This window comes from Methylobacterium sp. WSM2598 (assembly GCF_000379105.1).
Classification (GTDB): domain Bacteria; phylum Pseudomonadota; class Alphaproteobacteria; order Rhizobiales; family Beijerinckiaceae; genus Methylobacterium.
The window spans coordinates 4,293,263-4,306,930 of sequence record NZ_KB900609.1 but is presented as its reverse complement, the minus strand read 5'-3'; the positions used below and the strand labels follow the sequence as shown (position 1 = coordinate 4,306,930).

8 protein-coding genes and 5 pseudogenes are annotated in these 13,668 nt (G+C 62.3%); 7 read left to right on the top strand and 6 right to left on the bottom strand.

Features of this window, described 5'->3' with window-relative positions; all coding sequences use genetic code 11:
* Together MET2598_RS41375 and MET2598_RS39535 are read left to right on the top strand one after the other, a co-directional pair.
* Positions 1-284, top strand: a 284-nt coding sequence (locus MET2598_RS41375) for an IS30 family transposase (protein ID WP_157182218.1), incomplete at its 5' end; no start/stop codon positions are given.
* A gap of 4 nt (positions 285-288) precedes the next feature.
* Positions 289-595: pseudogene (locus MET2598_RS39535) on the top strand (transposase); the annotation flags it as partial.
* Positions 596-807: 212 nt separating this feature from the next.
* Here MET2598_RS39535 and MET2598_RS39530 read toward each other — a convergent pair.
* The 3 genes from MET2598_RS39530 to MET2598_RS39520 form a co-directional block, all read right to left on the bottom strand.
* Positions 808-2,016 carry a glycoside hydrolase family 5 protein gene (locus MET2598_RS39530; protein ID WP_157182217.1) on the bottom strand — a complete coding sequence of 403 codons (1,209 nt, stop codon included), beginning with the start codon at positions 2,014-2,016 and terminating at the stop codon, positions 808-810.
* Between the two features lie 456 nt (positions 2,017-2,472).
* Positions 2,473-4,143 carry a cellulase family glycosylhydrolase gene (locus MET2598_RS39525; RefSeq protein WP_198293026.1) on the bottom strand — a complete coding sequence of 557 codons (1,671 nt, stop codon included), beginning with the start codon at positions 4,141-4,143 and terminating at the stop codon, positions 2,473-2,475.
* 89 nt (positions 4,144-4,232) lie between these two features.
* Entirely contained in the window at positions 4,233-5,864 is a 1,632-nt protein-coding gene (locus MET2598_RS39520; RefSeq protein ID WP_084673883.1) for an NAD(P)-binding domain-containing protein, read from the bottom strand.
* A 684-nt stretch (positions 5,865-6,548) separates the two neighbouring features.
* Between MET2598_RS39520 and MET2598_RS0120450 the strand changes: the two are divergent.
* The 5 genes and pseudogenes from MET2598_RS0120450 to MET2598_RS43815 form a co-directional block, all read left to right on the top strand.
* Positions 6,549-7,043, top strand: a pseudogene (locus MET2598_RS0120450) (helix-turn-helix domain-containing protein); the annotation flags it as partial.
* A gap of 181 nt (positions 7,044-7,224) precedes the next feature.
* On the top strand, positions 7,225-8,343 hold the full coding sequence (locus MET2598_RS0120445) for a DegT/DnrJ/EryC1/StrS family aminotransferase (protein WP_036270461.1): 1,119 nt from the start codon (positions 7,225-7,227) through the stop codon (positions 8,341-8,343).
* Positions 8,344-8,537: 194 nt separating this feature from the next.
* The gene (locus tag MET2598_RS0120440) at positions 8,538-9,872 is read left to right on the top strand and encodes a lipopolysaccharide biosynthesis protein (protein ID WP_026190841.1); all 1,335 of its coding nucleotides are present in this window, start codon (positions 8,538-8,540) and stop codon (positions 9,870-9,872) included.
* A gap of 800 nt (positions 9,873-10,672) precedes the next feature.
* A pseudogene (locus MET2598_RS43820) lies at positions 10,673-10,921 on the top strand (hypothetical protein); the annotation flags it as partial.
* 38 nt (positions 10,922-10,959) lie between these two features.
* Positions 10,960-11,130 (top strand): annotated as a pseudogene (locus MET2598_RS43815) (ISL3 family transposase); the annotation flags it as partial.
* Between the two features lie 55 nt (positions 11,131-11,185).
* Here the strand turns inward: MET2598_RS43815 and MET2598_RS0120435 are convergent.
* The 3 genes and pseudogenes from MET2598_RS0120435 to MET2598_RS36985 form a co-directional block, all read right to left on the bottom strand.
* Positions 11,186-11,809 carry a pyridoxamine 5'-phosphate oxidase family protein gene (locus MET2598_RS0120435; protein ID WP_018262153.1) on the bottom strand — a complete coding sequence of 208 codons (624 nt, stop codon included), beginning with the start codon at positions 11,807-11,809 and terminating at the stop codon, positions 11,186-11,188.
* Positions 11,810-11,880: 71 nt separating this feature from the next.
* On the bottom strand, positions 11,881-12,852 hold the full coding sequence (locus tag MET2598_RS0120430) for an alpha/beta fold hydrolase (protein WP_018262152.1): 972 nt from the start codon (positions 12,850-12,852) through the stop codon (positions 11,881-11,883).
* Between the two features lie 162 nt (positions 12,853-13,014).
* A pseudogene (locus tag MET2598_RS36985) lies at positions 13,015-13,557 on the bottom strand (LysR substrate-binding domain-containing protein); the annotation flags it as partial.
* Positions 13,558-13,668: the final 111 nt, after the last annotated feature.

The window sequence follows — 13,668 nt, the reverse complement described above, 5'->3', positions numbered from 1 at the left end:
AGATGGCCGAGCACGCGCGCTTGCGGATCGACGCGGGTCTGCAGGTCTACTTCTGCGATCCACGCTCACCCTGGCAGCGGGGGACGAACGAGAATACGAACGGGTTACTGCGACCGTACTTCCCGAAAGGAACGGATCTGAGCGCCCACAGCGCGAACGATCTTGCTGCTGTGGCCGCAGCCCTCAACAGCAGACCGCGCAAGACGCTGAACTGGAAGACGCCGGCAGAGGCGCTCGACGCTGTGCTGGCTGCCGTGCAAGATGGTGTTGCGACGACCGCTTGAACCCAAGAAGTACGGCGCCATCGGTCAGAGCTGGCGGCGGGTGTGGGGCGAGGTCATCCCGTTCTATGCCTTCCCGGCCGAGGGGCGCCGAATGGTCTACACGCCGAACGCCATCGAGGCTTTGAACGCCAAGCTGCGCCGGGCGGTGCGGGCCAGAGGTCGTTTTCCCTCGGACGAGGCCGCGCTGAAGCTGCTGTTCCCGGTCTTGAACCGCTCCGAAGGAGTGGAGGATGGTGCCGCGCGAGTGGGCCATGGCCGAGGCGGGGCTCGCTATTCTGGTCGGCGAGCGCTTCACACGGGCCATGGCCTGAGCAGGTTCAACCGCTCGCGCGAATGCGATCTTCCCGCCAGTCCCGCGCCCCCGGCGTTAAGCTGCCGGCAGATCCGCGCGGGCCACCTGACCAGGCTCGTGGCATGTTGCGTCCAGCGCCAGTCGACGGGCCAACGCGAAACTCGATCGAACTTCACTGATTTTACAATGCGCAGACTACACCGGGCGGTACAATCCGCAATATGTTGCTGGTTATGGCGTATTTTGCAGAAATTTTTGCAGTATCATTCGATAAATGTTCGTTTCGACTCTCACTTTCGACTGATCGGCCGTCTCAAAGCCTTGCGGCTTTGCGTCCTTGTATGGAAAGCGCCGAAACCAACTTTCTGGAAGTTCCAGGTCCCAGCCCTGGTACTCACGCCAGGCGTGATAACTCCACGACCATTTCTCAGCCTCAAATATTGATATGGCGTCAGAAACGTATCTCTCCGCCGAACAGCCCGGAGCCCAACGGACTGCGCTGAATTCCCCAATGTATATACTGACGTCATGCCGTTTCGCGAAATCCTTCACTGGGGCAAGAAGAGCGAACAGATCTGACTTGTTCCAAATTCCTGGATAGGAATAAGGCATCTTGTACGAGTATAAACCTTGATGTGTGAGCTGGTGCGGCTGGTACACATGCGCACTGTACACAATATTGCTGAATGGTATGAGCCGATGCACCGCAGAGAACCCAAACGGCAATCCGCCCGGCGAGGGCTCAAATACGACTACCCGCTTGGGATCTATCTCGCGAATGGCCGCAACTATCTTCGTCGCAAAATTCAGCCACTCCTCCTGGCCGCCGTCGTCCCAGGGACGTTTGGTGATCGGCTCATTGATGAGGTCGTACGCGGCAATCGCGGGACTGTGCTCGTAGCGCTTCGCTATCTGTCGCCAAGCATCAACGATGCTATCCTTCAAAGACGAATTATCCCAAAACTCCTGAGCAAATTGGTTGGGTAACGGCTCGAAAGTAACAACAACTTTGAATTTGTGATTCAAGGCAAACGTGACCAATCGGTCCAACTCAACCAGTTGCTGCGCGTCCACGACGTACTCATCGGATTTCACGGCCCGATGCAAATTGAGAAACTTTCTCACAACATTTGCGCCGGTGCCCGCCAGATCGTATAAGTCCGTGTCAGAGAGACGGCCGACGCCGAATCCCCGTACGGTTCCAGACCCGAACTTCGCGGCGTCCCACATTTGACCGGCACGCCTCAGTTCATACTCCCTGCCGTCAGCCTGGCCCGGTGGACTGTTTGCAAAGCTGTGCTGGTCAGTCCGATCGCCGCAGAGCCAACCGGCGATGAGAACGACGAACGCAGCAACGGACCTCGCCCTTCTCGTTCGAGAAGCAACGAACCGGCCGCCGCTATATTGCGCGTCGCGCTTGCCGGCGCTCGCTCCGTACATGTTTATCCCATTACCACGGAAGCGCATCGACAAGCTCGCGCAAGCCGAGAGATCGCATGTGCAGTGATATTGTTTCGCGCGATGTCCCAGGAGTCAATCCCGGAGAGATATCGTCGCTGTGAGAATTTGGTTGTTCCTGCATCTCGTGTGCGGCGAGCGCGATGACGGAATCAGGTGATTGCTCTTGTCGTGGTGCGCGACATGCCGGGGATGGTCTTGGCTCGCGCGGTGATCTCTTGGCTCGCGCGCTGATCCAGTCGGCTCAAGGTTCACCACGTATTGTAACGCGGTGAAGGAGGGGCGACGTTCCGCGGATCTTGCCACCGCTGCCGCCGATTGCCGTTGCCCGGTCACGTCAGAATGCAGCCGACCGGCTCGCAGCGGACGTTGCAGGTAAGGTGGCCCTTCGAACCAGCTGCGCTCCGCGGCGCCCGGACCGGTAGCACGGCCAAGTCGTCACAACTCCATGAAAGTAAATTCTTGCGACCCGCTCGAAAACAGCGTGAGTCGGCTACCTGGAATTCCAGTCCCGTTGTAGGTCGCTCCGTTGAGATACAGATTTCGGTCGGCTGCCGGCGTGCCACCGTAATTGTCATTCAGGAAGTCAATGCTAACTTTATGGACGCCGGCGCTCCAGTCACCATTTATTAGCAGTACATCAGACTGCCCGGTGCCGTGCGAAGCTGTAGCTGTCATTTTGCCACCGATCTGCTGGCCATCAACGGCGATCGTGTACTGAGCACTGCCCAGCCAGGCATCTTCGGAAATCTCAAGAAGCAAGGTGTCATCACCAGGCCTGATGTCGGTGTAAGACGCTGCTGAGACGGTCGGGAATGGAACCTCCTCGCGGTGTTCTTCCTCGCGGTGTTCTTGGAGGATATCAATTTGCGGCTGATCGTATCCGGTCACGGGAACGCTATCGTAACTGGCGTAATTAATGAAGAGATTGCGATCTACGGTCGACGCACCACCATAAAGATCGTTCAGAAAATTGACGGTCACCGCGTGCTGCCCGATACCCCAATCGCCAACAAACGAGAATGTCTCGCTCTGCAAGCTCGAGTGAGACGCGTGTGCGGTTAGAATGCCACCCATCTGCACACCGTCGACTGACACGCTGAACACCGCATCGCCCTGATATTCATCTTCAGAGATATCCAGTGTGAGTATATTGCGCTGGCCCAGCGCTGACGAGTCATTTACCATGAACGTGAAGCTGCCATTCTCGGCCAACATATGTGCGGCTGGGTTCGGCGGCTCGACGGAGTAAAATGGGTGGGGCAGCTGCGGACCGGCGACCCAGTACGTACCGCCCTGCCAAACATGTGCGTGCTGCTCCATGTAGGAAAGCGCATTGTCAAGCGCCGCCAGACTCGTCTGATCTGTTCCAACACCGAACTCGCCAAGGAACAGCTGCGCGTTGTTCGCCTCCGCCCACGCGGTGACGGCCGCGAGGCGCTCGGACCCAATCGTCGCAGAGATCGCGCCAGGTTCCGTGCCCCAGCTGTTCGTGTCGAAATACATGTGGACTTCGAAAGCGAAATTGTGTAATGGGTCATTCACTCCTGTCCCAACTACGGTGGCGTTGTCCGTAGAACTCCAGGACAGTGCGCTGTCACCGTAGGCGCCCGGAACCAGGATCTCCTGCGTCGCACCAGCGCTCCGGATTGCCTGAATCGCTGAATTCACGGACCGGATCCAGTCTGATGCTGGCTGAGCTTGCGGCTCATTCATAAGTCCAAATATAATCCCTGAGTTTGACACGTAACGCTTCGCGATCCTGCCCCAAAAATCAGCCAAGGTGCTGTCCGTTGTGATGGGCCCGCCCACGGGGTAGCCATAGCCGAACCCGAAATTGTGAAGGTCGAAGACGACGGAAATCCCTTTGGATGTCGCATAGCTGACGAGGTCATCGATATGTGCCATCTCCGCTTCGTCCAGGGCGCCGAACGGGACGTGTTGAAGGCGTTCCCAGAAAACGGGCAGTCGTATGACATTCAGTCCTTTTGAGGATATATAGTCGATATCCCACCGAGTCGGGTAAACGTAGTCCACGCCTGCCACTCCGGGCAGACGGCCGGTGTCGCCGCTGGTGACATTGACGCCGAGGAGCTGCATTGCAGCCATGATACCTCTCCACGCATCGCAAAAATCTCTGACGCGGGCCTCAGATATCTGGAACGGACAACTAACTACAGCAATTCCGCGGCCGGCATTCAGGTTGTGCTGGTTGTAGGAAGAGCAGATCCACTTTGGCCCCCGCCGGCAGCCTCGATTGACGTGACTCCTGGCTCGTTCCAGCGCTGCAGGGATTGAGACGAATGGGGGGCGCTCCCGACGCAGCATGGCAGCTCGTATGTGCCATGGTCGCTCGCTTCCGCCCCGCCATCGTTTAAGCTGTCTCCGGGCGAGATTGCCTCGGGGCGATCAGAACGGTCAGTGCCGAGGTATGGCCTCGCGTCGAGGTGGCTCTGCCTCGGCCTACGATCCGGAGAGGACCGAACAGCGGAACTGTCCGGGTCGCGAGCGAGGGTGGGCGCGGCACCACCGGGGGCGATCCTCGCCGCGAGGCGGCCCGAGGCGATGACGTCCGTCAGCCTCGGATGGGTCGGACCGGGTGACGTCGTCGCCCGCGCGGTGGCACCCACGGCGAAGTTACGTTCCAAGCCGCGGAACGCGCCAGTGAGGCGACGCGCGGTGAATTCAGTTCCACAGACGAAGCGCAGCAACGGCCCGAAGGTCACAGCTGCGGGTGTTCCGACGATAAACAGTCCTGGCACACTCGTTTCGAAACGAGCGGAGAGCACGGGAGATCCCTCCAGGCAGCGGATTTCAGAACGCAGGCATGAATCAAGGTAGTTGAGGCGATCGAGGCTCACGCGATAACCTGTTGCTGCGATGACGTGGTCAGCTTCGATGAGCTGGCGCTCAGCGTTCGCGACGACCGTCAGCTGGACACAGTTGCGCTCAGCTCGGACCTGCTCGACCCGGGCGCCGCTGATCACGCGGACATGCGCATCGATAATTTCCTTGACGGACCAGGCCGGTGTTGGACCAAGGTGACGACGGACGAGATCAATGCGCAGGCGGGAGGGCAGCTGCCTGAACAGCAGCGGGGCGTACGAGCACAGGAATTTTTTCCATCCCGGGCCCAACGGTGTAGGAGGCGCGCGCAACCAATCGAAGTGGCGCTGCGCACGAGGCGGATAGAAGCGCAGCGAGTTGCGTCGCGCGATGATGGTGGCGCGCGCTCCAGCTCGGTGCAGGCTCGCGGCGACGTCCACGGCGGAAGCTCCGCCGCCAATCACGGCGACGTGTCGACCCGCGAAGTGTGTTAGGTTCGCGGCGTCGCAGCTGTGGCTTACGAGGCCTTCCGGCAGAGTGGCGAACTCGGGTGGAAGATGGGCGAAAGGCTGAAGGCCCGTCGCCAGGACGATGTGGGTGGCGAACACCGGCCGCGAATCGGCGAGCGTGATGTCAAATCCGGAGCTGGCGCGCCTGACACTGCGGACGGTCACCTGTTCGAGATGAGGAACGAGACGTTCGTGGAAAGCCTCGCCGTACGCGGCGAAAACCTCGACCGGCACGCTCCATTCGTGATCGTCGTAGTAAATACCTTGTTCCCGGCAGTAAGCCGAAAGCGAGTAGGCGCGGCCCGGGTCCGACAAGTTGGAGGCGAGGCCATGAGACTTCAGCAACATGCCTGTTGGCATACCGCTTCGCCACGTGCTCATCGGCGCGCCGAAGATGCGATGTGGGATCCTGGCCTCGGTCAGATGAGCAGATATCGAAAGGCCATACGGCCCGGCGCCGACGATCACGACTGAGGAATCGCGCTCTACGGGCATACGTCCTGCTCCCGCGGCTTGCCTTCAGGCACTCAAGCCAGCTGCATTCGCATGCATTACGCATGATAATTATGCAAAAAGCTGGCTTCAGGAGCCCGGTTCTCGCTTGAGACTCCACACCGAAACTTGGTTACAGATTTCTCCTGCGCCATGCCATCGGGCTAAGATCTCCGCGGAGGCAGCCACGCCGACCCGGCTCGACCCGTCACGAGATGAACTGCAAGTGCGCTGGTTGAAGGTCTTGAAGTCGCACGCAACGGTGTTACGCCGCGGATGCCCAATGGACAAAAGCTGGCCGGTCCTGGCAGCAGGCATTGGTTCGTGGCAGGGCGTCGACGTCCCTACGCCCCGCGTCGGAGAGTCCTCACGACCGATCAGCAATCATGCGGCCCTCCTCCGGTCAGGAAAAGTGCGCGCATCAGCTCGTCGAGTCTCACATATTCGAAAGGCACCCACTGACATTTATAGACCCCGTACCTGCTCTGTGCAAGCGCCTTTCATATTTCGCCGGTGGTGCGAGTGCGGAGCTCCCGATTGTGTTTGGTTTCTTACAAATATTCCGTTCGATCGCTTACAAGACAGCGACCCAGCGGGTTGTTTTCGAAATGGACCTACCGAGCGGATGAGGTGTATGATCCCGCAGTGTGGTGGTACGGTTGACTACCATGCTGCAAGGGATTCGCTATGGGCCAAGCTCTCCACGGCCGCGCCCGCACGACGGAGGCGGTCCGTCGCGCAATCCAGCTACGTCAAGAGAGTGTGAGAGCGGCGGCCAAGCGCTACGGCGTCAGCCCGACGACAGTGCAGAAGTGGCGCGCTCGGCAGACGACGGCGGACGCCGCCATGGGCCCCAAGGCGCCGCGCTCCACCGTCCTCACGCCAGAGGAAGAGGCCATGGTCGTCGCCTTCCGGCGGCATACTCTGTTGCCGCTGGACGACTGCCTCCACGGGCTGCAGCCGACTATCCCACACCTGACCCGTAGCAGCCTGCACCGATGTCTGGGGCGCCACGGCATCAGCCGCCTACCAGACGTGGAAGGCGGCAAGCCCAAGAAGAAGCGCTTTGCCGATTCCGCCATCGGCTACTTCCACATCGATATCGCCGAAGTCAGGACCGAAGAAGGCAAGCTCTACCTCGTCGTCGCCATCGACCGAACGTCGAAGCTGGCCTTTGCCAAGCGAGCAGGGCCATTCAGTTCTGCCGTAGCAGGCTGGACGTGAGTGGCGGCAGGGCAACGTAGCGGCTGTATGGAGGCGACCTTCCAGCTTCGTGAGGTCGCCCTGTGCCGTTCGCCTTCCCGCTTGCCGCCCTCGCCGAAGTGCCCGTCGGGCCAATCTCGTTACAGCCCTGAGGACAGGAATGCCAGGTTGGATTCACACCGCACCTGAGCCGACTTTGCGATCGGCTCTCTCGATCGCCCGCAAGGGCCGCCTGCGACTCGACGTGCAGGCCGCTCAGCCCTGGATGCGTTTTGGAGACAAGCCCATCTGGCTATCACGCAGTTCCTGGGGAATGGCGGCGCTGGTCGACGCGCTTACCGAAGCGAACGAACGCCCGGTCACCGCTTGGCTGCCGGAATACTTCTGCGATCAAGCGCTTTGGCCGATGCGCCAGCGCCAAGTGGAATTGCGGTTCTATCCGGTAGACTCCTGGGCTCGTCCGGAATGGAACCGCATCGACATCGCAGGCCCGGGACCGAAGCTTTTCTTTCTGGTTCATTTTTTTGGACATCCCTCAGACGGTGAGCAGGCGCGGTCTGTCTGCGACGCCACGGGAGCCCTTCTGGTCGAAGACGCGGCCCACGCCCTCGGCCCCGCGAGAGGCATTGGCGAGGTCGGCGACTTCGTCTTCTACAGTCCCTGGAAGTTTTTCGAGGCGCCGAACGGCGCAATCTTTGTGATCCGCCCCCGCGCCGTCGGGTGGGCCGCTGCGATCCAGAGGAGTGTCGACAAGCTGGGGTCCGCGCATTCGCCTGGTCTGGGCTGGGCAAAAGACATCGCCATGCGAAAAGTCGCGCACGTTGATCCCAAAGGGTTCTGCCGAGGACGTCCGGGCGATTTCTTCCTCGATGTGAGCTCGCGGCCGATGCCGTCGCGTCCGAAGGCTTCGCCTATCGCAAGCATGACGCTTCCGTGTGTCAACATGCTGGAAGCGCGCCGCATGCGGCAGGAAAACGACGCAGCGATCCGGGACTTTTTCAAAGGCCGTCCAGGGTGGCAGCCGCTGATTGCGACGCCGGCGCCAGGGCCTCTCCGATCGGTCTTCCGACTCGACTCACCGGAGCGGGCGTCCGCTGCGTACGATGCGCTCCGCGCCGTCGGGGTCCGCGCAGAGGGCTGGACCGCCTTGCCACCCGAAGTGGTCGACCCCACCTCGCAGGCGAGGCTGTTGCGGCGCACACTCCTGAATATCCCCTGCCATCAGGGCCTGAAGACGTTAGGCTTAATCGAGGCTTTGAGGAGGGCCAAGCTCGACTGAGTGCGAACCAACGCTGAAACATCCGACGGGGACGGAAATGGCGACGGCGTGATCTGGCCTCCTTTGCGCATACACACGCCGCTAAGTTATCGCTGCCCGCAGCCTTTATTTGTTTTCTCTTCGTCGTTTTTGCCGTCCAGCAGCAGGACAGCCTTTTCCGATCAAAATCGGTTCGAGAATCGAGGTTTACTTCTATGTCCAAGAGCACTAAGGAAGGCGGGACGACGGAGAGGCGTGGCAAAACCCTGCCAGATCGTGTGCCGCGTGCCTACGCTCTGACGGCCTTGGGTGAGGGCGCACAGAGCGCATTTCATTTCATTTTGAATATTGCGCTCATTCGAGCCCTCTCCGCGTATAACTACGGCGTGTTCGCAATCATATTCACAGTCGGTGCTATTGCGATCACCGGCATCAATGCCGTGTTCGCGGTTCCGGTGACCGTCTTCCTCCCGCGCGCCAGACGCAACGCCGCGATTTCCCTCGAGGTCACAATGGGATCGCTGGCCCTTCTGGCCTCCACGGTGATTGCGGCGGCGGTTGCGGTCGGCGCCGGATTCTCCATACACGATATGGAAGCCGCCGCACTTGCAGGTTGCCTCGTCGGCCTTTGGCCGCTCCGCGTATATACCAAGGCTGCTAATTTTGCCCGGTTCGGCCAACACGCCGCCCTGAGCGGGGTCGTCTCGGACGTATCCTACGCGGCGGTGGGTCTCGGCTCGCTGGCTTTTTTGTATCAGTTGCATGGAGAGAAACTAACCCTTGCAATAACTCTGGCTTTGGTTTGCGCCGCGAATGGCGTCGGCATCGTCATCAATCTGGTCGGACGCCGCAAGAGAATCCGTGTGCGTCTTCATCGGCGCACTTTCGCCCGCTTCTTGAAACTGTGGCCGCATGTCCGCTGGTCGCTTGCTGGAATTGCTGCTTCGACTGTCATACAACAAGGACAGATGACGTTCGTGACCATGCTGGCCGGGCCGGCCGCGTTCGCGCCATTGGCGGCCGGTTTCGTGTTGATGAGCCCCATACGCACCTTCGGTATGGCCATCGCCAATGTCATGAGGCCCGAGCTGTCGCGGTCCAACGCGCTTGGCGAACACAGATCCGCCGGTAAGTTATTAGCCAAGGCCGTCGGCATTTTGGTTTTCGTGTTCATGGCGTACGGCTTTGCTCTTTTCTTTGGCTGGCAGACGCTGCGCTCGCTCCTGTTCGAGCGGCGCTTTCCCGACCAGGCCATGGGTCTGATCGTGACATTGGCGTGGCTCACGACTTCCGTGTCGAACGTCAATTTGTTCATGCAAACTGGCACGCAGGCCAAGTCAAGATTTGTCGACGCGGCCTGGCCGGCAATCGTCGGCGGGACAATCATTGTCTTTTTCGTTCCCCTGCTGGTTCTCACGTTGGGGCCGCCGCTTTCCACGCTTGGTGTACTTGTCGCGGAAATCGTGACCGTCGGCCTTTTGGTCGGCCTGCACGCCAGAGATCGAAGCATTTGGCGTCCCAATGCGATCGATGAAAGCCGGCCTGCGTGATCGATCAAACGTGATCCGCATTTTCGCCGGGGCGATCACTGGATCCTGCGTTGTTTTTGTGCTACTATTCGCGGGAAGGCTGGCGGCATCTGTGTTAGGGATGGCTGCTGGCGAGCTCGTCACATTAGTTTTCCTATGGGCCAGTCACGTCCGATTTGCAGAACCTAACAGAAGCCATTCATGGAAGCGGCTCCAGGCAAGGCGGGATTGACAACCCGTGCGGAATATTGGTTCTCAGTATAACACTTGACGTAGCAGGATGGGCTCGTTGGAAGTACCCGGCACTCGGACCTTGGCGTTAGTTGTCAGCCGAGATTTGCAGGACTGCAGGCTCGCGAGCCATACTCCAAGAGGAGCCACTCCAGCAGCTCCTCGGCGGCATTCCGGTGGGGGCTGACGTGATCGCATGCGCCGACCGCATTGGCCAGCATGGGTGACCCGACCAGTATGCTCCGCTGGCGCATCATTCCGCCTCCCGCGGTTGGGCCGTTGGGCTACATGGTCTGCCAATTTACGACGATAGTGAACGCGCGATGAAATTGCTGGATAAAATCTTGGAGTGGCTCGCCTACCGCCCTGAGTACCGTCCCAGGGCAAAGCGCTCGTTGTCCAAACACGACCTTAAGGTTCGATCGCCCGGTTCGGACTCCGAGAAGGGGAGCTCCAAAGCGTCTCGTCGATCAAAGGCCTAGCTGTCCGGGTAAGTGTCTCGACGGCGCGGCGTTTGGGTATGGGATCGTCCCGTTTCCGTGGCTCTTGCTCGCTTTGCGTGGACGGCGGTGGATTGACTCGGCCCGGTGATGGCCTGCCCCGCCCACCCCATCGTGGGTGGTATGCCCATCCCCTTCGCCATCCCCGAATGCCGCTTCGAGCGCGTCGTCGAACGCCACCGGGACCGCCTCGTCATCCCGGTGCGCCTGAACGCGGCGAGCCGGCGCGGCCCGGATTGCGGCCGTACCAGCCGGTCCGTCCACAGCCGCTGCCATCGCCGTCCCGCCGACCTGCCGCTGCCGGCATCCCGGACGGCTCTGCGCATCGAGGTGAGACGGTTCTGCTGCCTCGACCCAGCCTGCCACCGCCCCCAGCGATCGCGACGGTCGCCTCAGGCCTGGACCGAGACGGCGCGGCGGTCCGGGCTGCCCCGATCGAGCCGTGGAGCAGCGGACAGGCCGAGGGCCAGATCACTCGGCTCAAGCTGATCAAGCGTCAGAGCTACGGACGAGCGGGTCTGGATCTCCTCAAACGCCGCATGATCCTCGCCGCCTCATCCACGCAAAGTGAGCAACAGCCACGGAAACGGGGCAATCCCACATTCAGCCGGCTGTCTGAGGCGCCCGTGCGCCCAGGCGCGCCTCAAGCTCGGCGATGCGCGCGTGCAACGGTGCCACGGCGGCCTCGATCTCGGCGGCGGTGAAGCGCGGGGTGATGTGCTGCGGGCAGTTCCAGTCGAACGCCTCGACCGCGACGGTGACCAGACGCTCCACCCGCGCCCGATAGCCCGGAACCGCGAGCCGCTCCGCCAGGTCCGGGCGCTCATCGGGCTCGTGGGCGCGCAGGTGCCCGAGCAGCTTCAGACGCCGCCGATGGGGGTAGTCCATGAAGAACAGCGACACCCGGTCGTCGGCAGCGGTGTTGCCGGCCGAAACGTACTGGCGGTTGCCCGCGAACTCCGCCCAGCCGATCGTCCGCGCGTCGAGCCGGCGCACGAACCCGGCCGGCCCACCGCGGTGCTGAACGCAGGGCCAGCCGGTCTCAGAGACGCTGGCGAGGTAGAAGCTGTCGCGCTCGGCGATGAAGGCGGCTTCCAAGTCGGTGAGCACGTCCGCCTCGGCCCGCGCGCCGCCGGCCGCCGACGCGTGGGCTGCGCGCGAACCGCGGCGGGTTTGCTCCGCCTGCACGGACGGGGTGAAGGCGAGATCGAAGAAGCGGCGTCTCATGATCGTCTCCTGAGGAGACGGCCGGGACTGCGCGGCCCCGGGCCGGACATGGATAGGGGGCGGGGGGCGCCTCAGCGCTGCGCCAGGGTGCGATCGAGGAAGCCGCGGATCAGCGGACCCATCTCGTCGAGCTTGTCCTCCAGCGCGAAGTGGCCGGTGTCGAAGAGGTGCATCTCGGCGTCCGGCAGGTCGCGCCGGTAGGGGTGAGCGCCCTCGGCCGGGAAGATCTTGTCGTTCTTGCCCCAGACGATCAGCGTCGGGGGCCTGCGCTCCCGGAAGAAAGCCTGAAAGGCCGGGTAGAGCGGCACGTTGCTGCCGTAGTCGCGGAACAGGTCGAGCTGGATGTCCTTGTTCCCGGGGCGGTCGAGCAGGGCCTGGTCGTGGACCCAGTTGTCCGGGTCGATGCGCGAGACATCCGCGACGCCGTCGACATACTGGAACTTCGTCGTCTCCGGCCGGACGAGGACGGCGAGCGCCTCGCGGTTCCCGTCCGACGGCTCCGCCCAGTAGGCCTTGATCGGATCCCAGAACTCCTTCAGCCCCTCCTCGTAGGCGTTGCCATTCTGCACGACCAGCGCGCTGACCCGCTCGGGATGCTTGAGCGCGAGGCGGTAGCCGACCGGCGCGCCGTAATCCATCACGTACATCGCGTAGCGCGTCGCGCCGAGCTGACCGAGCAGGCCATCCACGATCTCGGCATAGTGCGCGAAGGTGTAGGCGAAAGCCTCGTGACCCGGCGCGTCGCTCTGGCCGAAACCCGGGTAATCCGGCGCGATCACGCGGTAGCGGTCGGCCAGGAGCGGGATCAGGTTGCGGAACATGTGCGAGGAGGTCGGGAAGCCGTGCAGCAGGAGCACGACCGGCGCGTCCTGCGGCCCGGCCTCGCGGTAGAACACGGTCACGCCGTCCACGGTGGCGGTGCGGTAGTGGGTGATGCTCGCCCGTGAGACGGACGAAACCGGGGCGTGAGCGGGCTCGGCGGCCCGGGCCGCAGAGACGAGCGCGGTTGCGGCGAGCAGGGCGGGGGCGATCAGGCGTCTCATCGGGTCTCTCCTCCTGGCCCGGTCACGGCGACGTCGGGCTGTGCCGAGGTCGTGTGCTGCGTGTTCCGGCCTCGCGGTCTGAGGTAGACCCGCCCTGATCTCGGAAGAAGGCGGCTTGCCCGGGAAGCTTTCTCCCGGAAAATGGAAGGATGCCGGCTCAGGCTACAGCGCAGCCATGCGGGCCCGCATGCGTGGGACCGCCCAGTCGAGGAAGGCACGGACCTTGAGCGGCAGCTGACCGCGCTCCGGATGCACGAAGCTGACCGGCAGCGGTGCGGGCTCGTAGGCTTCCAGCAGCACCCGCAGCGCCCCGGACCGGATCTCGTCGGCCGCTTGGTAGGAGAGCACCCGGGTGACCCCGAGGCCGGCGCGCGCGGCGTCGACGGCGGCCTCCGCCGCGTTCACCGCCAGACGGGGGCGGATCGGGATCGAGAGTGGCGTGGCCCCGCGCCGGAACCGCCAGTCGGTCGTGGCCGGGAAACCCTCGAAGGTGACGAGGTCGTGGGCCGCGAGATCCTCCGGAGCAGCGGGCGTGCCGCGCCGCGCCAGGTACTCGGGGCTGGCGCAGACGACGCGGCGGACCAAGCCGACCCGGGTCGCCACCAAGGCGCTGTCGGCGAGCGGGCCGATGCGCAGCGCGACGTCGATATGGTCCTCGACGAGGTTCACGCTGCGGTCGATCAGCAGCAGCCGGACCGCGATCTCCGGATGGGACTGTCAGGAATTTCGTGTGGGGCGGCCATAGTGAACCCGAAGGAGGTTCCCGATGGCACGACGCAAAGCGCCCCGCATCCCTGATGCGATCTTGGACCAGTT